This is a genomic window from Geothrix sp. (genome assembly GCF_049292215.1).
Classification (GTDB): domain Bacteria; phylum Acidobacteriota; class Holophagae; order Holophagales; family Holophagaceae; genus Geothrix.
The window spans coordinates 167,208-188,220 of the sequence record NZ_JBATQW010000023.1 but is presented as its reverse complement, the minus strand read 5'-3'; the positions used below and the strand labels follow the sequence as shown (position 1 = coordinate 188,220).

The following is a 21,013-nucleotide window of genomic DNA, read 5'->3' as shown; positions in this document are numbered from 1 at the left end:
CCCATGACTGTCATGAACACGGCGAAGACCGGCGCACGCCTGCTGGGGTCGGTCCTCTCTCTGTGCCTCGCCGCCCAGGACCAGGCTCCTCCGGCTGACCCGGAAGGCAAGAAGCCCCCGGAGTCCTGGGCGGCGGAGTCACGGCCAGTGGCCCTGAGCCGGACGCCGGGGCAGTTACGCGTCTTCGACGAGGACGACATCCAGCGCTCCGGCGCCCGCACCCTGGGAGAGTTCCTCCTGCGCGAGTTGCCCTCCCAGGTGCAGAACCAGGGCGGCCCGGGCCTGCCCTCACGCAGCTACCTGGGAGGCGGCCGCCCCCAGGACACGGTGGTGCTGGTGGACGGCGTACCGCGAATGGATCCGGGTCGGCTGGGCCAGAACCTCAACGAAGTGCCCCTGCTCGGCGTCACACGCATCGAGGTGATCACGGGCTCGCCGGGCTCCGGGGGGCGGGGCGGCACCATTGCCCTGTTCACGGGCCGACCTGAGAAGCCTGGCCTCTCCGGTGATCTCGGTGGTCTCGGCGGCAGCAGCGGCCAGGGCCAGAGCACCGCCACGCCTGGCTTTGCATGGGAGGGCGGCTACTTGAGCGGAGGCAACCTCAGCGCCCAGGAGAAGCAGACCACCGAGACCGACCGCCCCTTCCGCATGGTCACCAACTTCCTGGGGCTGGGCCAGACCTGGGGCTCTGCCCGCTGGACCCTGGCCTGGCGGGGCACCTTCTTCGGCGTGCCCGAGCCCTACCAGCAGGTCACCGAGACCACCCGCGTCTACGATGCCGCCCGCGAGAGCCGGCAGCGCAGCGACACCGGCCAGCTCCGCGTGGAATGGGACCTGGCGCCGGGACTCAAGTTGGAGACGACGCTCGGCCTCGCCCGGTTCCGACACGAGCAGGCCCCCCAGGGCACCTCCCAACCCAGCCCCTTCCAAGGCCGAGAGACCCGCTTCCTGTCGGCCCTTTACTGGGCCACCGGGGCCCGCTCGGACCTCAGCCTGCAGCTTGAGGGCCTGGAGGTCCGCCAGGAAGGGGACGAGAACCCGCTGGTGCTGGGCTCCGCCAAGGGCCGCCAGCTGGGGCTCGGCGTCGAGTGGCGCTTCGAGCCCAGGCCGGGCTTGCGCCTGCTGGGAACGGTGCGGGGCACCCGGGATCGGCAGTCCCTCCTGATCGGCGGCACCGACACGGAGGTGCTCGACGCCTCGGGCCACACGCTGCGACTGGGCGTCAACCAGGAGCTGCCCTACGGCCTGCGGCTCTACTCCGCCCTGGGCGGAGGGCGGACGGCCCCCACGGTCCTCCAGCAACTGCGCAACAGCCTAGTGCCCACCGCCGCGCCGCTGCGCATGGAGCAGTCCACCTTCGTCCAGCTCGGGCTCGGCTGGGGCCAGGGCAACTGGTATGGCCGGCTCGAGAGCCAGCAGCAGACGGGCCGGGACCTGCTCGCCTTCAACGGCCAGGGTTACGTGAATCAGGACCGGGTGCGGGTGCGGGGCACCGAGGCCGCCTTCGGCTGGCGCGCGGCGCAGAAGGTGGGCCTCGAAGGCTTCATCCGGGCCCAGGAGGCCCGCGACCTCAACGCCCCGGAAAGTCAGGCCCTCCGCACCCTGGCCTCCCAGCGGCGCCCCTTCTCCTCCCACGGCCTGAAGGGCTTCATGGGCTGGAGCCGCGTGCAGGCCGAGGTCCATTACACGCTGCAGGGCCACCAGTACGCCGCCGCCGGGGACAGCGAGGGCGGCGGCACCCGCACCAATGGCCTGCCGCCCACCGTCCGCGCCACCCAGGTGGTCTACCGGGATGTCGGTATGTCCACCACCCTGAAGGCGGGCCGGCATTGGACTTTTGTCCTGCGTGGCGAACACCTGCTCCAGCCCACCACCGATGCCGCCGCCTGGGCGGCCCGGTCACGGGAAGGGCAGAACGATGCCTCGATCATCGACGGCTACCCCGCCGCGGGCCCCAGCTACTCCGCGGAGGCGCGGTTCCGGTTCTAGTCAGGGATAGATCAGCTGCTCCGTGGCGAAGCCCTGCGCCTTCGCCTGCGCCAGCAGCCCCTTCAGCGTGGCGGGATCGAGCTTGGGTTCACGGGAGAGGATCCAGAAGTAGGAGCGGTCGGGGCCGCAGATCATCGAGTAACGCTCGGGCTCCAGAGCGATGATGGTGTAGGCCCCGTAGAAAGGTCCGAAGAAGGAGACTTTCAGGCGACCCTCCTGACTGGAGCCGATGAGGACGGCCCGGCCTTCAGCCTGGGACCACTGGCCCTTGGCGGCGTTCCAGCCGCGGTTCAGCACCTTGACGCTGCCATCCGCGTTGAGGCTGTAAGTGGCCGTGACCTTGGTCAGCCCCCGCTCGAAGCGATGGTCCAGCCGGGCCACCTCGTGCCACTCGCCCAGGTAGCGCTGCAGGTCGAAATTCCGCACGGGCGTGATGCCTTCCGGAAGGCGGGTGCATCCCGTGAGTGCCAGGACAACAATCAAGGCCGGCATGTAGATGATGCGATTCATGGAGGCTCCCTGAGGGGTGGGTGGAGTCCTGGGTTGAGCCCCTGGCAACACTTCCACGGCTGGCTTCGGGCAGGATGCCACGAAAGGTCGACGGCAGGTGGGTCTGCAGGCGCACCGGGAGCCATCCAGGTTTCACCCTGCACCGGAACAGCCGGGCATGGTGTCCTCTGCCGATTCCCCGGGAGGGGGCCTTCCGCCTGCGGGCCGAGGGCGCTCAGACCCGGGGCGCCTCCAGCCCGAACTCCGCCCAGCCTTCCTTGGTGGGGCCGTAGGTGCTGGGCACGTGCAGGCCCGCCTGGCGCAGGAGGACGGTCATCTGGCCGCGGTGGTGGGTCTGGTGGCTGACCAGGACGTACAGCGCGAAGGCGCCGGTCCAGGTCTCGCCGTAGAGGCTGAAGTTGCGGCCCAACTCCGTGTTGCTCCAGCTGCCCATGTGGTCCAGCAGCGAGTCGCTCACGGCGCGGTAGGTGGCCGCGATCTCGGCCATGGTGGGGGGCGGCGGGGTGGCGATGAAGCCGTCGGGACCAAGCCCCACGGGGCCCTTCACCTTGAGTCCCAGGTTCTGCGGCAGTTCCAGGATGGTCTCCACCAGGTGCCAGGCGAGGCGCCGCAAGTCCCGGTGCTGGGGGTCCACCGCCTGGTGGGCCGCGGCATCAGGGATGGCCCCGAAGACCGCCAGGGTCTTCTCCGCCTCCTGCTGCCAGATGGTCTTGAAGTCATCCACGCGACGGAACATGCCTGCCTCCGGGAAAGCTGCCCGGAAGCATAGCGCAATGCGACCGGGGTGCATCACTAGGCGGTGGCGTGCTTAACCGCAGGCCCCAGGCAGCTGGCCCCCCGGCCGGGACTAGCCACCTTGCCGTAGAATGGCGCACCCATGTCCGCGTCCACCTTCCCGAGCCTCCCCAAGTACCCCGCCCTCCTGGCCTGCCTGGGCATCATCGCGGGCATCTGCGTGGTCGAGTGCAAGACGCCAGACCAACTGAGCATCGCGACGCTCTACTTCTTTCCGGTGGGCTGGGCCACCTGGGTCGGAGGTGTGCGATGGGGCACCGTCGCGGCCATCTCGGCTTCCGCGGCCTGGGGCATCGCCAACTACGCCACAAGCCCTGTCTACGACCACATCGGCTACCGGGCCTGGACCATCACCAATGACTTGATCGTCTACGGCTTCCTTGTCGGCCTGGTGGACCGGGCTCACCGGTCGCTGGACGCCCAGAGGGAGGCCACGGAGGCCCTGCAGCAAGCCCTGGTGGAGGTCCGGACCCTCGAATGCCTGCTGCCGGTCTGTGCGTGGTGCAAGCGGGTCCGCGACGACAAGGGTTACTGGGGACTGATCGAGGACTACCTCACCAAGAACCGCGGTACCCTCCTCAGCCACGGCATCTGCCCGGAATGCGCAGAGGCCTCCCGCCGGGATGCGGCCTTGGACAAGGAGGCCAGGCAGGTCTGAGGTTGCAGCCTCAGACGGGCGTCACGGCCCTTCGCTTGGTGGGCCAGACCTCCCGGCGGCGGACACGGGAGAGCCGCGTGATGAGCTCGCCGCGCAGATCCGAGGGATCCACGATGGCATCCACGTGCAGTTCCGCCCCCAGCTTCTTCAGGTTGATGTCCTCGTTGTACTCGTCGCGCAGCTGCTGCACGTAGGCGGCGCGTTCCTCTTCGGGCTTCTCGGCGATCTTGTTGGCGAACACCGCATTCACTGCGGCCTCGGCACCCATCACCGCGATGCTGGCTGTGGGCAGGGCCAGGGTGGCGTCCGGATCAAAGCCGGGCCCGCTCATGGCGTAGAGGCCCGCGCCGTAGGCCTTGCGGACCACCACACAAATGCGGGGCGTGCTGCAGCCGGCCATGGCGCTGATCATCTTCGCCCCGTGGCGGATGATGCCCTGTTTCTCCACAGCGCTGCCGATCATGAAGCCCGGCACGTCGCTGAGGAAGACCAACGGGATGCCGAAGGCATCGCAGAGGGTCATGAAGCGCGTGGCCTTATCGGCGCTGTCCACAAAGAGCACACCGCCCTTCACGCGGGGCTGGTTGGCCAGGATGCCCATGGGCTTGCCGTTCATGCGTGCCAGACCCGTGATGATCTCCCCGGCGAAGAGTTTCTTCACCTCCAGAAAGCTGCCCTCGTCCACCAGCCCCTCGATGAAGTCCTTCATCTGGAAGGGGGCCATGATGTCGGTGGGGACGAGGGTCGTCAGATCCTTCGCCTTGGGCGAAACCGGCCTGGGTTCGGCCACGGGCACCGCGTCCTCGCAGTGCTGGGGGAAATAGCCCAGGTACTGCCGGCAGAGCGCAATGGCCTCCACCTCGGTCTTGCAGAGGAAGTCGCCACAACCGCTCACGGAGCAGTGCATCCTTGCACCGCCGAGATCCTCCAGCGAGATCTTCTCCCCGATGACCATCTCCGCCATGCGGGGCGAACCCAGGTACATGCTGGCGTTGCCTTCCACCATGACCACCACGTCGCAGAAGGCGGGGATGTAGGCGCCGCCCGCCGCCGAGGGCCCGAAGAGCAGGCAGACCTGAGGCACCAGGCCTGACAGCGCCACCTCCATGTGGAAGATGGTCCCGGCGTGGCGGCGGCCCGGGAACATGTCCAGCTGATCCGTGATGCGGGCCCCGGCGCTGTCCACCAGGTAGAGCATTGGCACCTTCAGGCGCAGCGCCACTTCCTGGATGCGGATGATCTTCTCCACCGTGCGGGCGCCCCAGCTGCCCGCCTTGATGGTGCTGTCGTTGGCCATGAGCGCCACCGGGCGGCCGTCTACCGTGGCCGTGCCCGTGATCACGCCATCCGCAGGCAGGTCCTTGTGCATGGCATTGGCGAAGAGGCCGTCCTCCACGAAGCTGCCCACGTCCACCAGCAGGCGGATGCGCTCCCGGGCGAAGAGCTTGCCGGCCTCGGCGTTCTTCTCATGGGCCTTGGCCGCGCCGCCCTTCTTGATGCGGTCAACTTCCGAATGGAACAGCTCCGATTGCATGGGAACCTCGGGATGGATCCTTCAGCATATGCGATCCTGAAACGATGGCGGACGCGGAGACAGCGAGGCACGGCGGGTTCCTGACGGCGCCTTTCGTCCTTCTGTGCGCCTTCTACTTCCTGGTGTTCGCGGCCGGCTACCAGCTCTTCCCGGTGGTGCCCCTGCACCTGCGCGATCTGGGCGCGAGTCTGGCGGAGAGCGGGCGCTTCCAGACGGCCTTCATGCTGGGCTCGGGCTTCGGTTCCCTGTTCACGGGGCCCCTGGGCGACCGGCTCGGGCAGCGGCGGGTGCTGCGCGTGGCGTCCCTGGCGCTGGTGGCGATCCTGGTGACCTACGGCTTCCTCAAGGTGCGCTGGGTGTTCTACCTGCTCGCGCCCCTCCACGGCGTGCTCTGGTCGGCGCTGCGCACCGCATCCATCGCCAAGGTGGGCCACATCCTGCCCCTCGAACACCGGGCCCAGGGCTTGTCGCTCTTCGGCCTGACCGGACCCGGCGGCGTGGCCGTGGGTCCCCTGGTGGGCCTGTGGCTGATGCCCCACCTGGGCTTCGCCTGGATGCTGATCCTGCTCGCGGGCGTGTTTGCGGTGCTGCACGGCCTCATCGGCGCCCTGCCCCGGGAGGCCCCGAGGGAGATTGAGCCCGCGGCCCTGTTCCAGTGGCCCGACCGGGCCGTGTGGGGGACGGTGGCCGTGATGATGCTGGTGGGCCTGGGCTTCGGCCCCATGCCCCCTTACAGCGCCCAAGAGGCGAAGGCGCTGGGGATGGCCTGGCCCTCGACCTTCCTCACCTGCTTCGCCCTGGGCATGATGGCCATCCGGGGCCTGCTGGGGCTGACGGGCATGGGCCGGCGCCCCGTGGCGCTGTTGCCGTACATGATTGCCCTGGCCGCCACCGGCTATGCCCTGCTGGCCTTCCTGCCGGGCGGCATGGCCCGGCACCTGCTCTCCGGGCTCATCTACGGCGCCGGCTACGGCATGGTCCACACCCTGCTGATCATGAACCTCTTCGCCACCACGCCACCTCAGCGCACCGGGGCCGCGGTGGGCGCCCTCTTCTTTGCTTTCGACGCGGCCACGGCCCTCGGAGCCCTGGGCCTGGGCTGGGTCATGGAGCACCTGAACTTCCGCTGGGGCTGGGCCATCGGGGCGAGCCTGATGGCCCTCTCCATCCCCGTGGCCCGCCGCATTGTCCGGAAGAGCGCCGCCATGACCACCGGGCCGGTCCCCTCTGGCATCCTGGAGGGATGAGCACGCGGCAGGAGAGGAATGTCACTTTGGCGACCACTCGCCACAGGCGCATGGGACAGGCTGCGACGCAGACGGCCCCGAAGGGGCAAGCGCCCTTGGCGCGCGTCAAGGCGAAACCCGAAGGGTGCCTCCTAAGCGGGAGCGATGCTGGCACAGAGGGTGCCGCATGACGGAACTTCCCAGACCTACCACCAGGCTCGTCACGCGCCAGTTCGCCTTGATGTGGGCACTGACCTTCGTCACTTTTTTTGCTGCCTTCCAGCTCTTCCCGACGGTCCCACTTCGCCTGCGGGAACTGGGCGCAAGCCTGGCGGAAAGCGGCCGGTTCCTTAGCCTCTTCACGGCAGGGAGCGCCCTGGGCGCCCTGTTCACTGGCCCGCTCGGAGATCGCCTGGGCCATCGTCGGCTGGTCGTCAGCTCGGCCCTGCTCTTCGCGGGCTTCCTGGCAGCCTATGCCCTGATGCCCACCCGCTGGGGCATCTACCTTCTGGCCTTCCCCCACGGCATCGTCTGGTCGGGACTGCTGACGGCCACGATGGCGTCGCTGGCCCACGTGCTGCCCGAAGATCGCCGCGCCGATGGACTCAGCCTCTATGGCTTGGCCAGCCCCGGCGGCGTCATCGTGGGGCCCCTGCTGGGACTGTGGATATTCCAGCGCTGGGGCTTCGCGCCAATCGCTTGGTACCTGGCGGCCTGCTTCCTCCTGCTGGGTGCCCTGGCCACAAGCCTGCCCGATGATCATGTCCACGGACGGCCCGAAGGCTTCAAGTGGCCGGATGCCGCCGTGCTCACGCCATGCCTGGTCCTGTTCTGCATCGCCCTGGGCTACGGCGCCCTGAACAGCTACACGGCCCAGGAGGGGCTGGCTTTGGGGATGAAACTCCCCTCAGCCTTCCTCTCTTTCATGGCCGTGGGCATGGTGCTCATGCGCCTGGTCATGCTGCGCCGGGGCTTCGGCAGCCGACCCAGCCGCAAGCTGCCCGGCATGCTTCTGGGTGCCTTCGTCGGCCTGGCCCTCCTTGCACTCCTGCCCGGCGGCATGGCGCGGCACATGGCCTCGGCGCTGCTCTACGGAGCGGGCTACAGCATGCTGCACACCCTCCTCAACGCGAAGCTGCTTGAGTCTGTGGACCCCCAGCGCCGCGGCTCGGCCTTCGGCGCCCTCCTGTTCGCTTTCGACGCGGGCATCGGCCTCGGCAGCTTCAGCCTGGGCTGGATCATCGGGCACTACGGCTACCGGCTCGGCTGGGGCCTGGGTGCCTTGGCCATGCTCGCCGCGCTGCCCCTGGCGCTGAGGCTCAGTCGGGACTGATCAGGTCCTTCGATGGAGCTTGTGCACACTGGCCTGGTCCAGGCACTTCACCAGCATCTCGTCGATATTCACGTGGTCGGGGAGCATCAGGCACCAACGGACGCACTCGGCCACGTCGTTGGCACTGAGTGGCTTCACGCCCTGGTAGACGGCCTTGGCCTTGTCGCCATCCTTCAGCCGCACATCAGAGAACTCGGTCTCGGCCATGCCGGGATCGACAGAGGTGACGCGGATCTGCTCGCCGTTCAGTTCCAGACGCAGGCTGTGGGCTATTGCCTTCACTCCGAACTTCGACGCACAGTAGACGCTGCCTCCCTCGTAGGGCTGGTGCCCGGCGGTGGAGCCGATGAAGAAGACATGGCCCCAGCCCGCCTTGCGGAGGTGGGGGAGGCCCGCCCGGATGGTCTTCACCACGCCTTCGACGTTGGTGCGCATCATGGCCTCGAGATCCTCGTCCGGCGTCTCCCACAGCCTGTAGGTGCCGCTGGCCAGGCCGGCATTGGCCACCAGCACGTTCAGCCCGCCCAGTGACGCGGCAGCCGCCTCGACAAATGCGTTCACGCTGCCAGTGTCGCGGGTGTCCACCGTGCCTGCGAAGACCTTCACGCCATGGGTCCGAGTGAGTTCTTCAGCCAGCGCCTCGACCCGCTCCCGCCGACGGGCGCCCAGGGCCAGGTGGCAGCCCTGGGCGGCCAGCAGGCGCGCCATGGCCGCGCCGAAACCGCTGGACGCGCCGGTGATGAGGACGATGGGATGGTCGGGCCGCACGGGAACTCCAAGGGGTCAGCGGTAGTTGCAGTGGAACTCGCCCACGGCCTCCACCACCTTCTGGATCTTCTCCGTCGGCGGCAGGATGGTGGTGCGGAAGTGGGCGGTGCCTTCCGCCTGGCCGAAGCCCGAGCCCGGCACCACGCAGATGCCTGTCTGTTCCAGCAGGGCCAGGGCGTAGTCGAAGTCGGTCCGGCCGGGGGGCAGCACGATGCTGGGGAAGGCGTACATGGCCCCGGCGATGACGTTGCAGGCGATGCCCTCAACACGGTTCAGGCCCTCGGCCAGCAGAAGGGCCCGCTGCTTGAGCGTGTCCAATATGGCGCCGCGCTCCCTGGCGTATTGGGCGTAGGAAGGCATGCCCGGCTTGGGGGGTCGCACCATGGCGTAGGTCGAGACCTGGCCAGGTAGGTTGGCGCAGAGGCTCACGCTCTGGAGCTTCAGGATCTGGGCCGCCACGTCCTCAGGCACGTTCCGGTACTCGAAGTAGCCGCCCCGTACGCCACACTCGCCCAGGAAGCCTTTGGAGCAGGAGTGAAAGCTAAAGAGGGAGACCTCCTTCGCCTCCAATTTGTGCAGCACCTTGGCGAAGGAGGTGAACTCGTCGCCGGCCAGATAGATGTTCTCCTGGTAGACCTCGTCCGCCAGAATCGAGAGCCCGTGGGCCTGCGCGAACGCGATGATCATCGCGATATTGGCCTCGTCCAGCACCGCGCCGGTGGGATTGCCCGGGTTGATGACGCAGATTGCCTTCACCGCCGTGCCCTCGGCCTTGGCCTTGGCCAGGGAGGCCTCCAGCATGGGGCGACTCAGCTTCCAGCCGTTGGCCTCATCCAGGAAGTAGGGCACCATGCGCCCCTCGTAGAGCGTGATGGTGGCCGAGTAGAGCGGGTACTGGGGGATGGGCACCATGATGCCGTCCTGGGGCCCGCCGATGAGCAGGCGGAGGATGGTCTGCACGCCCTTGCTGGCGCCGTCGGTCAGGCAAATGGCATCGGGATCCACGCCGATGTGGTCGCGCTCGAGGATGAACTCGGCCACGGCCTCGCGGATGAAGCGCACACCGCGGCTTTCGCTGTAGGCGCCGAGCCCATGCTTGGTGCCCGTGAGGATGGCCTTGGCGGTCTCGACCACGTCGGGCGGAAAGGCCCCCGGGGCCTGCTCCATAAGTTCTGGATACTCGCAGAGGGCGAGGATCTGGCGGTTCCAGGTGAGAGCCTTCTGCCCCAGTGACTGAGGATTGCCGATGTTGCAGTAGATGATCTCGCGCCCCTGCCTCTCGAGCTCGGCAGCTCGGGCCACGATGGGCCCCCGCACCGCGTACTCGGTGTCGAGGACAGCCTTCCCCAGGTCGGACAATCGGATGGTCATGGGCACTCCAACCGTCAAGTTTACCCTCGGATCGACATGTGACCGGCGTCATCCTACTCGGCGTCAGGGACACCAGCCTTGGGCGCGGGGACTCGCCGAAGCTAGACTGGAGATTCGATCCACCCACATCGCCACCACCCCCTCCTTTTCCTGACGAGGCACCATGCTTGGTTTCACGCTGTCCCCGGAACAACTGGCCGAAAACGAACGGGCCCACACCTTCGCCGAAAAGATCATGCGCCCCGTGGCCCGCAAGTACGACGAGACCGGCGAGTGGGCCGTGGACGTCTACAAGGCCGCCTGGGACCAGGGCTACCTGCAGGCCCTGGTGCCCGAGGACTGCGGCGGACCAGGCGCCAGCCAGGTGGATGAGGCCATCGTCTGTGAGGAACTGGCCTGGGGCTGCGCCGGCCTCTACACCTCCATCATGGCCAACGGCCTCGCCATGACGCCGTTGCTGGTGGCAGGCAGCCCCGAGCAGAAGAAGAAGTGGCTGGGCATGCTCGCGGAGGAACCTAAGTTCGCGGCCTTCTCCCTGTCTGAACCCAATGCGGGCTCCGATGCCGGCGGCATGACCTGCCGCGCCGAAAAGAAGGGCGACAAGTACCTCGTCAACGGCACCAAGTGCTACTGCACCAACGGCGGCTACGCCGACTGGTACGCCCTCTTCGCCAGCACCGATCCCAGCAAGGGCGCCCGCGGCACCAGTTGCATGATCGTGCCCCGCGACACGCCGGGCCTGGTGGTGGGCAAGGCCATGGACAAGATGGGCCAGCGCGCCAGCAACCAGGTTGAGCTCTACTTCAACGACGCCGAGGTGCCCGCGGAGAACATCCTGGGCAAGGAGGGCATGGGCTTCATCATCGCCATGAAGACCCTCGATCAGACCCGCGCCGCCGTGGCCGCCGGGGGCGTGGGCGTGGCCCGCGCCGCCTTCGAGATCGCGCTGGAATATGCCAAGACCCGCATCCAGTTCGGCCAGCCCATCTTCGCCAACCAGGCCATCAGCTTCATGCTGGCGGACATGGCCAAGAAGATCGAGGCCAGCCGCCTCCTCACCTGGCAGGCCGCCTGGATGACCGACAACGGCATCAAGAACTCCAAGCAGAGCGCCATTGCCAAGACCTTCGCGACCGACACCGCCATGGAAGTCAGCACCGACGCCGTGCAGATCCTAGGCGGCAATGGCTACAGCCGCGACTACCTCGTGGAAAAGTGCATGCGCGACGCCAAGCTGTTGCAGATCTATGAGGGAACGAACCAGATCCAGAGGCTCGTCATCGCGAAAGAGATCCAGCAGGGGAATTAGCCTAAGAGAGAACGACCGATGACAGCGGGGCGCGAACGAACGCGCCTAAATGACGCGTTCTGAGCGGGGCACCCGCTTGGTTCGTTCAAACAACCAGGTTGGCCACGCTTCCCATCGAAGAAGATCCAGCAGGGGATCTGAATTGAATAGGTAGCAACGCGTCATCGGATTACGCGATCAACCTCCAGGCAAGCTGTGATTTGCCCCCAGGAAGCACCTCATGCCGAATGAGGGTGGGGCTGATGTCTTCGTCCACGCTTCCACCTTGCAGGCCATGGACTTCCTTACGCTGAAGGAGCAGCAGCGCGTCAGTGTCGACGTGGTCCAGGGCCCCAAGGGACCGCCGCAGGCCGCCTGTGTCAGCGAGCCATGCCCCTCCGAGGCTGGCTGCAGCCGGGACGGACCGGGGTGCCGCGATCACCGCGGACCCGCTCATACTCGAGTCATGACGGAATCCGGACGATCCTGGCTGCTCCGAACCCTGCTGGCAGGGGTTTTGTCCCTGGCCGCCATGGGTGGCATGGCCCTACTGACTTCGCCCCAGGAGGGCCTCGCCCCGCTGCCGGCCCTGGGCCTCATCCTCGGAACCATGGGCCTGGGGGCCTGGATCGGACTCATGGCCCGCAGCCGCTGGCTGGACCAGCCGAGGCTCCACCTGGCTGAACGACGATGGGCCCAGGGTGACCACCCCGATGACGTGCTCCAGATTCTTGGATCATCGCTCTGGAACCGAGGGGAGCTAGGCTACCGGATCCTTCTGCTGAAGGGCAACCTCCAGCTTTCCCTCGGCCACCGGGACTGGGCCTGGCTGGACGGGCTGGAGGCGCAGCTCGCCCGGCTCCCGCTCTGGAAGAGGGTGATCGTATCCCGGGCCTTCCGGAAGGTCCCGGGCACCCCTTCGGCCCGGCGGTTGGCCTGGGGGGCGCGCCTCATGGCCCTGGCCCCACAGATGGGCCGACTCCGGCACTTGCAGGGAATCCTGTTGCTCCGGGTGGCCGAGCCGGAGGCCCTGCACCGGGCCTGGGTCCACTTCGAGGAGGCCCTGCCTCTTTCCTGGGATGACCCCCTCATCCTGGAGGACCTCATGTTGGCCGGCCTTCAACACGGACGGGAGGATCTAGCCGAGCAGGCGCTGGCAGTCCTCATGTCCCGCCACGGGGATCCCCGGCTGCCCTGGGATCGGGGCGCCGCCGGCATGCACCTCCTCAGGAACCACCGCTACGCGGAGGCCCTCGCGCTGGTCCAGAACCTGCCCCCAGAGCGGCGCACCCAACCCCTGCACTGGCTGGCGGAGACGGTCTCCCGTCGCCAGTTGGGGGACCGGGAAGGCGCCTGGAAGGTGATCGAACGCGCCATCGGCCGCCTGCCCGGCGCCTTCCGGCTCTGGATGGAGCGGTACCAGATCGCCCTTGAGTTGCACCGCGACGAGGATGCCCTGCTGACCCTCGAGCGGGCCTGGGACACCATCCCGGAAGGTGAGGAGGGCGATTCCTTCCGCCAGGAGTGGCACCTCCGCCGCGCCGAGTTCGCCTTCTGGTGGGAGGATCGCCCGGCCTTCGCCAAGGAACTCCTGGAGCAGGTCCCCTGCAATCAGCAGGGTGACCACCACCCACCCCTGAGGCTCCAGATCCTGGTGGCCGAGGGCGGGTACGAGGCAGCCTACGCAGAGGTCCTGACCCTGCTCAAAGAACAGCCCGGAGACGCGGACCTACTGCTGCTGCAGGCGGACTGCCTGGCTGGCATGGCCGCCTGGGAGGCCCTGCAACCCTACCTGGACGGCCTGCCGGAAGGCTGCCGCGAACGGCCCGCCTTCTGGCACCTGCGGGGACTGGCGCGCTCCCACCTGGGGGACGCGCTCCCCGCACGGCTGGACTTGGAGCGGGCCGCGCGCATGGACCCTCACGGGCTCCGCTTCCTGCTGGACGCGGGCCACGCCTGCGCCGAGCTGGGCGACTGGGATCGCGCCGAAGGCCATTGGCGGCAGGCCCTCCAGGTCGATTCTCAGGCCGAGGAGGCGCTCATCCACTTGGCTGAGGCGCGCCGCGAGCTGGAGGACCTGGACGGGGCTCGCCGCTACCTCCGGGAGTGTCTGCTGCACCATCCGGAGAGCGTGGAGGCCCAGAGCCGCTTGGCGGAGCTGGAGGCCAACTAGGAAGTGATCTCAGCTTTCAGCAGCGCGAGCTTGGTGTCGTAGCGGGCCTGCATTTCGGGCATGGCCCACTTGCGGGCCTTCTCCAGGGCCTTGATGGCTTCCTTCCGCTGCCCCTGGGCCAGGGCCAGGCGGGCCTGGATCAGGTAGAAGTCCGGTTCCTGGGGCAGCAGCTTGATGGCCTGCTTGATGCGCTTTTCCGCTTCCTCCCAGTTGCCGTCCTGGAGGGCCTCCTCCGCCAGGAAGGCGTTGAAGAAGGGATCCCGCTTCCGGACCTCCAGACCGCGATCCCGGTAGACCTGCGCCTCCCCTTCCCGGCCCTGGGCCCGCAGGAGGTTCTCCATGTTGCCGCAGGGGGCGCCATCCTTGGGATCGGTCTCGATGGCCTTCAGGAAGGACTTCTCGGCCTCGGCCTCCTGCCCGAGGTTCCGCTGGACCACACCAAGGATGTTCCAGCCCACGCCCAGGTTCGGATCCATCTCAATGGACCGGTGGGCGGACTTCAGCGCCTCCTCCGAGCGGGACTCGGCCATCAGCTCAACGGCCCGGTTGCTGTAGAACAGGGCCAGCACGCGTTTCGGCTCAAGGGGCACGATGAGTTGCGTGTCCCGCCTGATCTCCGGGAGGAAGTCAGCGATCAGTTCCTGCCCAATCGTGCCGGTGGGAAGGACGGCCACGACGTGCCGCTCGTAGCGCACCGTCGTCCCCACCCGCCGCCACCGGCTGACCCGCAGCGATTCCCCGTAGCGGGCCTCGAGGCCGATGGACTTGCAGGCCGCCACATAGAGCGCAGTCAGGGTCAGGCAGTTGGCCTTGCGATCCCGCCAGGCTTCAATGGGGGTGCGGGTGTACGCGTTGTCGTATGTGATTCCAAGGCCGCCCTCTTCGGGGGGCGTGAAAAAGGACTTGAGCAGGTAGCCGACCTTGGTGGCGACCCCCATGTGCCCGATGGTCTGTTTCTGGGCGAAGGTTTTCAGCTCCGGGGGAGCCTCGAAGGGGTCCTCCCCCGCCGCCAGGAGGGCCGCACAGAACAGGAGGGGCAAGGGTCGCAGGCGCACGGGAGCTCCCGACACAACATAGGTCTACGGGCAGGGGATTCAACCGATTATGCGATCCTGGAGACGTTCGAGGGGAAAACATGTCCAAGCCGACCGCCGTGGTTTGCGCCTATTCCAGCGTGGGAACCGCGGCCCTGGAGGGGCTGCTGGAGGCGGGCGTGGAGGTGCGCGCCCTCTATACCTATGCCCAGGGGCCGGACGAACTGTGGTTCACTCCGCCGGCGGTGCTGGCCGCGGCCCAGGGCATCCCGGTGACCAAGGCCCCGGCGTTCAACGAGGATGGGGTGTACGAAGCCATCCGGGACCTCCGTCCGGATTTCCTCTTCAGCTTCTACTTCCGGGAGATGATCCAGGCCCGGTTCCTGGAGCTTCCACGGCTCGGCGCCTACAACCTGCACGGCAGCCTGCTGCCGAAGTACCGGGGCCGGGCACCCATCAACTGGGTGCTAGTGAAGGGTGAGCCCGAGACCGGCGTCACCCTCCATGCCATGACCCCCAAGCCCGACGATGGCTTCATCGTGGCCCAGGCGCGCCTCCCCATCGCCTGGGACGAGACCGCCCTCAGCCTCACGGACAAGGCCGCCGCCGCCGGAAGGGATCTCGTGCGAGATGCCATCCCCGGTCTGGTGGACGGCTCCCGCTCGCGCATCGACCAGAAGACCCTCGGTCCCTCCACCTACTTCGGCGGGCGCAAGCCGGCCGATTCCAGGCTGGACTTCGCCATGACCGCCGCCGAAGCCTTCAACCAGGTCCGTGCCGTGGCGGACCCCTGGCCCAATGCCTTCCTGGAGACCCCCCTGGGGATGGCCAAGGTCGCCTGGGCCTTGCCGACGGCGGAGTCCTGCCCCCAGGGGCAGTTCCGCCTCTCCCGCGAGGGCGTGGTGCTCGGCTTTTCGGACGGCGCCCTGCGCCTGCACACCCTCAAGGTCCGGGGACTGAGGTTGGAGCGCCCCAGCGACCAGGCGAGCACCCTGCGTGATCTCGGGCTGCCAGAAGCCTGATCCCTGGCGTCCGCCCAAGCCTCCAGGCCCCTGCCGCCCTTCCCTTTTCGCCGGGAACGAGTTCTGGGGCCATGCCGGGGTCGCCTCGGGATATCCTGGCCCGGATTCCCGAAAGGCCATCCATGCGAAGCGTCATCATCGGTAGCGGCATCGGCGTGCCTCCGCACGTCATCACGAACGAGGCGCTGTCCAGGCTCATGGACACCTCGGACGAGTGGATCCGCGTGCGCAGCGGCATCCAGGAGCGACGCTACGCCGATCCGGGCCAAGGTTCGGCCGATCTGGGGGTGATCGCCGCCCGCAACGCCATCGCCGATGCTGGCCTGACGCCTGCCGACATCGACGCGGTCCTCTTCGCCACCATGACGCCAGACCATGTCCTGCCCGGCAATGGCCCGCTCCTGCAAGCCGCGCTGGGCCTCCGGGACATCCCCACCTTCGATATCCGCCAGCAGTGCAGCGGCTTCCTCTACGGACTGGAGCTGGCGGACCTGGTCATCCAGAGCGGCCGCTACCGGCGCGTCCTCCTCGTGGGCGCCGAAGTGCATTCGCCCTTCATGCCCTGGCACCTGGGCTGGGACACGCTCATCGGGCTCTCCACCCGCGAGATCACCGAAGCCGAGCGGGCCGCGAACACCGCCATCCGGGATCGGACCGTCCTCTTCGGGGACGGCGCCGGGGCCGTGGTCATCGAGGCCCGCGACGGAGAGACGGGCCTGGGGCCGATCCGACTCCACACGGACGGCACTGCGGCCGGCGTGCTGACGATGCCAGGCGCCAGCTTCAAGCGGAGGCCCTTCGTGTCGCATGAGCAGATCGACGCGGGGGAGACGGTCCCGGTCATGTCCGGCAAGGAAGTCTTCAGGACCGCCGTGACCTTGATGCCCCAGGCAGTTCGGGAAGTCTGCGGTCTCTCGGGCCTGGCCGTGGAGGACCTGGACCTGCTGCTCATCCACCAGGCCAACCTCCGCATCATCGAGGGCGTGCAGAAGGCGCTCGGCCTGCCCCCGGAGAAGGTGCCGCACAACGTCGAGCGCTGGGGCAACACCACGGCCGCCACCCTGCCCATCCTGTTCCACGAGTGCCGCCAGCAGGGCCTGATCAAGCCCGGCATGAACCTCGTGTTCACGGCCCTGGGCTCCGGCCTCCACTGGGGCGCCGCGCTCTACCGCACCTAGCGACCGCCGGGTCGCGGAGCGTTCTGCGGGGCAGGACAGCGGAGCGAGGATCCGGTGAGGAGGCTATGCCATTGGCCGGTTGCTCAATGCACATCTCCAGATCTAGAATGCCCTCACCCCTACTGGAGCAACCATGCGCAGCGCCTCCCTGGCCCTGGCCCTGGCCCTGTTCGTCCCGGCACTCGTCCTTTCGGCCGGGACCACCAAGCCGAAAAGGCCGGCCTCTGGGCTCGTCAGGTCCGCCAAGGAGGCGAAGGCCATCGCCGAGCGGGAGACCGGCGGCAAGGTCACCTCCGCCCGACGCATTCCCTTGAACGGGGCCTCTGGCGGCTGGAAAGTGGAGGTCCGCATGCCCCGTGAAGCCAAGGGCTGGCGCTGCATCATCGATGCGGACACCCGGATGGTCCACAGCAAGACCCGCATCGACCAGCCTAGCGGCAAGGACCACTCCGAAGGCCACCTGCGTGTGGTCAAGGGAACGCGCTGACGACGGCTCCCCGATCCGATCCGACCGTTCACCGGTTTTTCCCAGCCAAAGTCCGGCCCAGCTTGCCAACGGGCCTAGAATCGTTCTCGTGGCCAGTGCCACTAGGAGAACAACACATGGGTCTGATGGACTGGGGCAAAGCCCAATTCCTCGACATCCTCGAATGGCTGGATGACTCCACCGACACGCTGGCCTGGCGCTTCCCCATGCGGGGCCAGGAAATCCAGAACGGCGGCCAGCTGGTGGTCCGGGAAAGCCAGGAAGCGGTGTTCGTCAACGAAGGCCAGATGGCGGATGTGTTCAAGCCCGGGACGCACCGGCTGACCACCCAGAACCTGCCCATCCTCGCCACCCTGAAGGGTTGGAAGTACGGCTTCGAAAGCCCCTTCAAGAGTGATGTCTATTTCATTTCCACGAAGCTCTACAACGACCTGAAGTGGGGCACGTCGAACCCGATCATGATGCGCGACGCCGACTTCGGCATGCTACGCATCCGGGCTTTCGGCATCTACTCGCTCAAGGTGGTGGACAGCGCCACCTTCCTGCGCCAGCTCGTGGGCACCAACGGCGTCTATACCGTGCCTGACATCTCCGAACAGCTGCGCAAGACCATCATGAGCCGCTTCACGGACATTCTCGGCGAGGCCAAGATCCCCGCCCTGGACCTGGCCGCCAAGTACGACGAGATCTCGGATCTCGTGCGCCAGAAGCTCCAGGAAGAGTTCAAGACCATGGGCCTTGAACTCTCCAAGTTCTTCGTGGAGAACATCAGCCTCCCCGAAGAGGTCGAAGCCATGATGGACAAGCGCACCAGCGTGGGCATGATGGCTCCCGTCATGGGCGCCTACACCCAGATGCAGGTGGCCGACAGCATCCCCCTCGCGGCCCAGAACCCCGGTGGCGTGGCCGGCCTGGGCATGGGCATGGGCGTGGGCTTCGGCATGGGCAACATGATGGGCCAGCAGATGGCCGGCGCTCAGCAGGCGATGGGCCAGCAAGGCTTCCCGGCCGGCAACACCCCGGCTCCCACGGCACCTTCGAAATCCCTGAAGGAAGAGCTGACGGACCTCAAGGAGCTCTTCGACGGCCAGCTCATCAGTCAAGTTGAATACGACGCCCAGCGCGCCGTCATCATGAAGAAGCATGGGATGGGGACCTAGGCTTCAGTCCTCAGTCCTACAGTGGATGCGGCCCTTCGGGGCCGCGCCTTTGTTTACCTCTGAGCCGTCCTCATGAGTCGGCGCCTGCTTGAACCAGCATCGCGCCGGGTGGCGGCGCAACAGGAATTCGTACCTGAGCACTGAGGACTCAGTCGTGATGATGCTCATGCCCATCCGGTTCATGCTCATGCACGAACCGGTGCTGGTGCCGCTGCGCCATGGCCGGAGTCTCGAAGTGGAGGGTGAGGTGGCGCACACCGAAGCGCTCCGCCAGCAGGTTCTCGATGAGCTGCTGGTGGGCTTCGGTATCCTCCAGCCGCTCGGCTTCCACGATGATGTGGGCGGTGCAGACCGTTAGGTGGCTGCAGACCCGCCAGGAGCGCAGGTCTTCGACGCCCGAAATGCCCGGCAGCCGGAGCAGTTCGGCCTTGGCCTCCTCCTGGTCGAAGGCGGCTCGATGCATGAGGATCCCCGCGGCGTCCCGCAGCAGCAGGAAGGCGCCACGCAGGATCACCGCCGCGATGCCCGCGGCCAGCAGGGGGTCCACCCAGGTCCAGCCGGTGAAGCGGATCACCACCATGCCCACCACCACCGCCACATTGGCTAGGCTGTCCCCCAGGGCGTGGAGGTAGGCACTCCGCAGGTTCAGGTCCCGCTCCTGGCCGGACCCGCTGGCAGGAACCAGAACGAAGGTCGCCGCCAAATTCAGCAAAAGCCCCATCAGGGAGAAGCCGATGGCCCAGCCCAGCTTGATGGAGACTGGATGCTGAACCCGGTTCCAGGCCTCGTAAAGCACGGCCCCCGCCAGGACCACCAGTAGCAGGACCCCCAGCAGCGTGTTGAAGATCTCGATCCGGTGCCAGCCATAGGTCCAGCGATCGCAGGGTTCGCGCCGATTGGCCAGCCGGATGCTGCCCAGGGCGAGCAGATTCACCACCGCGTCGTTCAGGTTCTCCAGGCTGTCGGACACCAGTCCCAATGACCCGGTCCACAGGCCCCCGATCCCCTGGACCAGGAAGTTCAGGCCGAAGATCAGGGAGCTGAGGGCCAGCCGACCCGTGGTCGTGGGCCCGTGGGAGTGGCTCATCATTGGCCCTTGTACTGGGGTTTGCGCTTCTCGCGGAAGGCGGCCAGCCCCTCCAGCCGATCCTGGGTGGGGATGACCTGGGCATAGCAGGCCTCCTCCAGGGCGAGTCCCGCAGGCAAGTCCAGGTCCAGCCCCTGGCTGATGGCCCGCTTGGCCATGCGGAGGGCGATGGGACCGTTCGGGAGGATTTCCCGCGCCAGGTCCAATGCGGCTTCCAGTGCCTGCCCTGCTGATACCACCCGGTTCACAAGACCCAGCCGACCGGCCTCTTCCGCGCCAAGGCGGCGGGCGGTGAAAATCAGCTCCTTGGCCCGGGCCACACCGACGAGGCGTGGCAGGCGCTGGGTGCCACCGGCGCCTGGGATGATGGCCAGGGCCGTCTCGACCAGCCCCATCTTCGCCTCGGCCCCCGCAATGCGGAGATCCGCGGCCAGGGCCAGTTCCAGTCCTCCTCCGAAGGCAGCGCCCTCCAGAACCGCGATTACAGGTATGGGCAGCGCCTCAAGCTCAGTGAAGGCGGCCCGGATGCCCAGAACGAAGGTCGCCGCCTCCTCGGGGGTCATCCCTACACGTTCCTTCAGGTCGGCCCCGGCACAGAACACGCTGGGGACCAAGCTGTGGAGGACCACCACGCGGACCGCGGGATCAGATCCGAGCGTCCCAACCGCCTCGCGGAATTCCGTCAGGAGTTGGCGCCCCAGGGCGTTCTTCGCTCCTGGGCGGTCCAGTCCCACCAGGACGATGCCCGCGTCCGGCCCTTGGAGATGCTCGACCCGGACCTCCATCAGCCCAACTCGACGATGGGATCCCCTTCGTTCAGGAACTGCTCGGGAGCCACGAAGACCTTCTTGACCGTGCCCTCCTCGGGGCTGCCCACGGGAATTTGCATCTTCATCGACTCGATGATGACCAGGTCCTGGTCCTCCCCCACCGCATCGCCCTCGACGACGCAGACCTCCAGCACCTTCCCAGCCATCTCGGCCCGCACCACTGCCATTCAGTCACCTCACGCGAAGAATGGCCCAGTGTAACGGCTACTCGTCCCGGTCCGAGTCCCCGATCACCACCAGATCGTCATCCTCATAGGCGAAGTCACCCTCCTCGATGAGGATCTCGCGGACTTTGCCGCCTTCGGGGGCATTGATATAGAAGGAGGTGCGGGAGGAATCCGTGCCCTCGAGGATCAGCAGGGGCTCGTCCTCTTCCACTTCCTGGCCGGGGCGGACAAGGACGTCCACCACGTAACCCGGCCATTCCGCCCTCACGATCATGCTGCCCTCCTTCGGTTTCCTGTGACCTTGGCGGGGAGAGTATGGCGCCCCGGGGCTCCGCGCAAGTGCCGGAAGCCTTTCTTTTCGTCACAAGTCTTGTCTGGGATACTGGAGGGCTTGGAGGATGGA

General features: G+C 67.3%; 20 protein-coding genes. 10 read left to right on the top strand and 10 right to left on the bottom strand.

The window, feature by feature from the left end:
* The first annotated feature begins 3 nt into the window (after positions 1-3).
* Entirely contained in the window at positions 4-1,989 is a 1,986-nt protein-coding gene (locus tag WAS25_RS04535; protein ID WP_422310317.1) for a TonB-dependent receptor plug domain-containing protein, read from the top strand.
* Here WAS25_RS04535 and WAS25_RS04530 read toward each other — a convergent pair whose 3' ends face one another.
* Together WAS25_RS04530 and WAS25_RS04525 are read right to left on the bottom strand one after the other, a co-directional pair.
* Positions 1,990-2,499 (bottom strand): lipocalin family protein, encoded by a 510-nt coding sequence (locus tag WAS25_RS04530; RefSeq protein ID WP_422310316.1) that lies wholly within the window; start codon positions 2,497-2,499, stop codon positions 1,990-1,992.
* Positions 2,500-2,713: 214 nt separating this feature from the next.
* Positions 2,714-3,235, bottom strand: coding sequence for a DinB family protein (locus tag WAS25_RS04525; protein ID WP_422310315.1), 522 nt, complete (start codon positions 3,233-3,235; stop codon positions 2,714-2,716).
* A gap of 141 nt (positions 3,236-3,376) precedes the next feature.
* On the opposite strand from WAS25_RS04525, the gene WAS25_RS04520 reads away from it, so the two are divergent.
* Positions 3,377-3,952, top strand: coding sequence for a hypothetical protein (locus tag WAS25_RS04520; protein ID WP_422310314.1), 576 nt, complete (start codon positions 3,377-3,379; stop codon positions 3,950-3,952).
* Between the two features lie 10 nt (positions 3,953-3,962).
* Here WAS25_RS04520 and WAS25_RS04515 read toward each other — a convergent pair whose 3' ends face one another.
* On the bottom strand, positions 3,963-5,486 hold the full coding sequence (locus WAS25_RS04515; protein ID WP_422310313.1) for an acyl-CoA carboxylase subunit beta: 1,524 nt from the start codon (positions 5,484-5,486) through the stop codon (positions 3,963-3,965).
* Positions 5,487-5,530: 44 nt separating this feature from the next.
* Between WAS25_RS04515 and WAS25_RS04510 the strand changes: the two genes are divergently transcribed.
* Positions 5,531-6,733, top strand: coding sequence for an MFS transporter (locus WAS25_RS04510; RefSeq protein ID WP_422310312.1), 1,203 nt, complete (start codon positions 5,531-5,533; stop codon positions 6,731-6,733).
* Positions 6,734-6,899: 166 nt separating this feature from the next.
* The gene (locus WAS25_RS04505) at positions 6,900-8,045 is read left to right on the top strand and encodes an MFS transporter (RefSeq protein WP_422310311.1); all 1,146 of its coding nucleotides are present in this window, start codon (positions 6,900-6,902) and stop codon (positions 8,043-8,045) included.
* Here WAS25_RS04505 and WAS25_RS04500 read toward each other — a convergent pair whose 3' ends face one another.
* Positions 8,046-8,813, bottom strand: a complete 768-nt coding sequence (locus WAS25_RS04500) for an SDR family NAD(P)-dependent oxidoreductase (protein WP_422310310.1) — start codon at positions 8,811-8,813, stop codon at positions 8,046-8,048. It abuts the gene before it with no gap.
* A 15-nt stretch (positions 8,814-8,828) separates the two neighbouring features.
* The gene (locus tag WAS25_RS04495) at positions 8,829-10,184 is read right to left on the bottom strand and encodes an aminotransferase class I/II-fold pyridoxal phosphate-dependent enzyme (protein ID WP_422310309.1); all 1,356 of its coding nucleotides are present in this window, start codon (positions 10,182-10,184) and stop codon (positions 8,829-8,831) included.
* A 163-nt stretch (positions 10,185-10,347) separates the two neighbouring features.
* Here WAS25_RS04495 and WAS25_RS04490 point away from each other — a divergent pair, with 163 nt between their 5' ends.
* Together WAS25_RS04490 and WAS25_RS04485 are read left to right on the top strand one after the other, a co-directional pair.
* Complete coding sequence (locus tag WAS25_RS04490; protein WP_422310308.1) at positions 10,348-11,493, top strand: acyl-CoA dehydrogenase family protein; 1,146 nt, start codon at positions 10,348-10,350, stop codon at positions 11,491-11,493.
* A gap of 220 nt (positions 11,494-11,713) precedes the next feature.
* Positions 11,714-13,645, top strand: coding sequence for a tetratricopeptide repeat protein (locus WAS25_RS04485; RefSeq protein ID WP_422310307.1), 1,932 nt, complete (start codon positions 11,714-11,716; stop codon positions 13,643-13,645).
* Here WAS25_RS04485 and WAS25_RS04480 read toward each other — a convergent pair.
* Positions 13,642-14,700: a tetratricopeptide repeat protein gene (locus WAS25_RS04480; protein ID WP_422310306.1), complete on the bottom strand. Its 1,059-nt coding sequence runs from the start codon at positions 14,698-14,700 to the stop codon at positions 13,642-13,644. The two genes, WAS25_RS04485 and WAS25_RS04480, sit on opposite strands and share 4 nt — an antisense overlap.
* 80 nt (positions 14,701-14,780) lie before the next feature.
* Between WAS25_RS04480 and WAS25_RS04475 the strand changes: the two genes are divergently transcribed.
* From WAS25_RS04475 to WAS25_RS04460, 4 genes are all read left to right on the top strand, one after another.
* Positions 14,781-15,701, top strand: coding sequence for a formyltransferase family protein (locus WAS25_RS04475; protein ID WP_422310305.1), 921 nt, complete (start codon positions 14,781-14,783; stop codon positions 15,699-15,701).
* 122 nt (positions 15,702-15,823) lie between these two features.
* Positions 15,824-16,879, top strand: coding sequence for a 3-oxoacyl-ACP synthase III family protein (locus tag WAS25_RS04470; RefSeq protein ID WP_422310304.1), 1,056 nt, complete (start codon positions 15,824-15,826; stop codon positions 16,877-16,879).
* Positions 16,880-17,012: 133 nt separating this feature from the next.
* Positions 17,013-17,366, top strand: a complete 354-nt coding sequence (locus tag WAS25_RS04465; protein ID WP_422310303.1) for a PepSY domain-containing protein — start codon at positions 17,013-17,015, stop codon at positions 17,364-17,366.
* A 116-nt stretch (positions 17,367-17,482) separates the two neighbouring features.
* Positions 17,483-18,526 (top strand): SPFH domain-containing protein, encoded by a 1,044-nt coding sequence (locus tag WAS25_RS04460; protein ID WP_422310302.1) that lies wholly within the window; start codon positions 17,483-17,485, stop codon positions 18,524-18,526.
* Between the two features lie 148 nt (positions 18,527-18,674).
* On the opposite strand, the gene WAS25_RS04455 is transcribed toward WAS25_RS04460, so the two are convergent.
* The 4 genes from WAS25_RS04455 to WAS25_RS04440 are packed head-to-tail and all read right to left on the bottom strand — an operon-like array spanning position 18,675 to position 20,884.
* Positions 18,675-19,613, bottom strand: coding sequence for a cation diffusion facilitator family transporter (locus WAS25_RS04455; protein ID WP_422310301.1), 939 nt, complete (start codon positions 19,611-19,613; stop codon positions 18,675-18,677).
* Positions 19,613-20,398: an enoyl-CoA hydratase-related protein gene (locus WAS25_RS04450; protein ID WP_422310300.1), complete on the bottom strand. Its 786-nt coding sequence runs from the start codon at positions 20,396-20,398 to the stop codon at positions 19,613-19,615. The genes WAS25_RS04455 and WAS25_RS04450 overlap by 1 nt, the downstream gene beginning before the upstream one ends.
* A complete protein-coding gene (locus WAS25_RS04445; RefSeq protein ID WP_422310299.1) occupies positions 20,398-20,610 on the bottom strand; it encodes an acetyl-CoA carboxylase biotin carboxyl carrier protein subunit in 213 nt (70 codons plus the stop codon). The genes WAS25_RS04450 and WAS25_RS04445 overlap by 1 nt, the downstream gene beginning before the upstream one ends.
* A 37-nt stretch (positions 20,611-20,647) precedes the next feature.
* Positions 20,648-20,884, bottom strand: a complete 237-nt coding sequence (locus tag WAS25_RS04440) for an acetyl-CoA carboxylase biotin carboxyl carrier protein subunit (protein WP_422310298.1) — start codon at positions 20,882-20,884, stop codon at positions 20,648-20,650.
* Positions 20,885-21,013 lie beyond the last annotated feature (129 nt).

What these genes read in the sequence shown, in the direction of transcription:
- WAS25_RS04535 (WP_422310317.1), top strand. Translation starts at nt 4, where the DNA reads ATGACTGTCATGAACACGGCGAAGACCGGCGCACGCCTGCTGGGGTCG.
- WAS25_RS04530 (WP_422310316.1), bottom strand. Translation starts at nt 2,499, where the DNA reads ATGAATCGCATCATCTACATGCCGGCCTTGATTGTTGTCCTGGCACTC.
- WAS25_RS04525 (WP_422310315.1), bottom strand. Translation starts at nt 3,235, where the DNA reads ATGTTCCGTCGCGTGGATGACTTCAAGACCATCTGGCAGCAGGAGGCG.
- WAS25_RS04520 (WP_422310314.1), top strand. Translation starts at nt 3,377, where the DNA reads ATGTCCGCGTCCACCTTCCCGAGCCTCCCCAAGTACCCCGCCCTCCTG.
- WAS25_RS04515 (WP_422310313.1), bottom strand. Translation starts at nt 5,486, where the DNA reads ATGCAATCGGAGCTGTTCCATTCGGAAGTTGACCGCATCAAGAAGGGC.
- WAS25_RS04510 (WP_422310312.1), top strand. Translation starts at nt 5,531, where the DNA reads ATGGCGGACGCGGAGACAGCGAGGCACGGCGGGTTCCTGACGGCGCCT.
- WAS25_RS04505 (WP_422310311.1), top strand. Translation starts at nt 6,900, where the DNA reads ATGACGGAACTTCCCAGACCTACCACCAGGCTCGTCACGCGCCAGTTC.
- WAS25_RS04495 (WP_422310309.1), bottom strand. Translation starts at nt 10,184, where the DNA reads ATGACCATCCGATTGTCCGACCTGGGGAAGGCTGTCCTCGACACCGAG.
- WAS25_RS04490 (WP_422310308.1), top strand. Translation starts at nt 10,348, where the DNA reads ATGCTTGGTTTCACGCTGTCCCCGGAACAACTGGCCGAAAACGAACGG.
- WAS25_RS04485 (WP_422310307.1), top strand. Translation starts at nt 11,714, where the DNA reads ATGCCGAATGAGGGTGGGGCTGATGTCTTCGTCCACGCTTCCACCTTG.
- WAS25_RS04475 (WP_422310305.1), top strand. Translation starts at nt 14,781, where the DNA reads ATGTCCAAGCCGACCGCCGTGGTTTGCGCCTATTCCAGCGTGGGAACC.
- WAS25_RS04470 (WP_422310304.1), top strand. Translation starts at nt 15,824, where the DNA reads ATGCGAAGCGTCATCATCGGTAGCGGCATCGGCGTGCCTCCGCACGTC.
- WAS25_RS04465 (WP_422310303.1), top strand. Translation starts at nt 17,013, where the DNA reads ATGCGCAGCGCCTCCCTGGCCCTGGCCCTGGCCCTGTTCGTCCCGGCA.
- WAS25_RS04460 (WP_422310302.1), top strand. Translation starts at nt 17,483, where the DNA reads ATGGGTCTGATGGACTGGGGCAAAGCCCAATTCCTCGACATCCTCGAA.
- WAS25_RS04455 (WP_422310301.1), bottom strand. Translation starts at nt 19,613, where the DNA reads ATGAGCCACTCCCACGGGCCCACGACCACGGGTCGGCTGGCCCTCAGC.
- WAS25_RS04450 (WP_422310300.1), bottom strand. Translation starts at nt 20,398, where the DNA reads ATGGAGGTCCGGGTCGAGCATCTCCAAGGGCCGGACGCGGGCATCGTC.
- WAS25_RS04445 (WP_422310299.1), bottom strand. Translation starts at nt 20,610, where the DNA reads ATGGCAGTGGTGCGGGCCGAGATGGCTGGGAAGGTGCTGGAGGTCTGC.
- WAS25_RS04440 (WP_422310298.1), bottom strand. Translation starts at nt 20,884, where the DNA reads ATGATCGTGAGGGCGGAATGGCCGGGTTACGTGGTGGACGTCCTTGTC.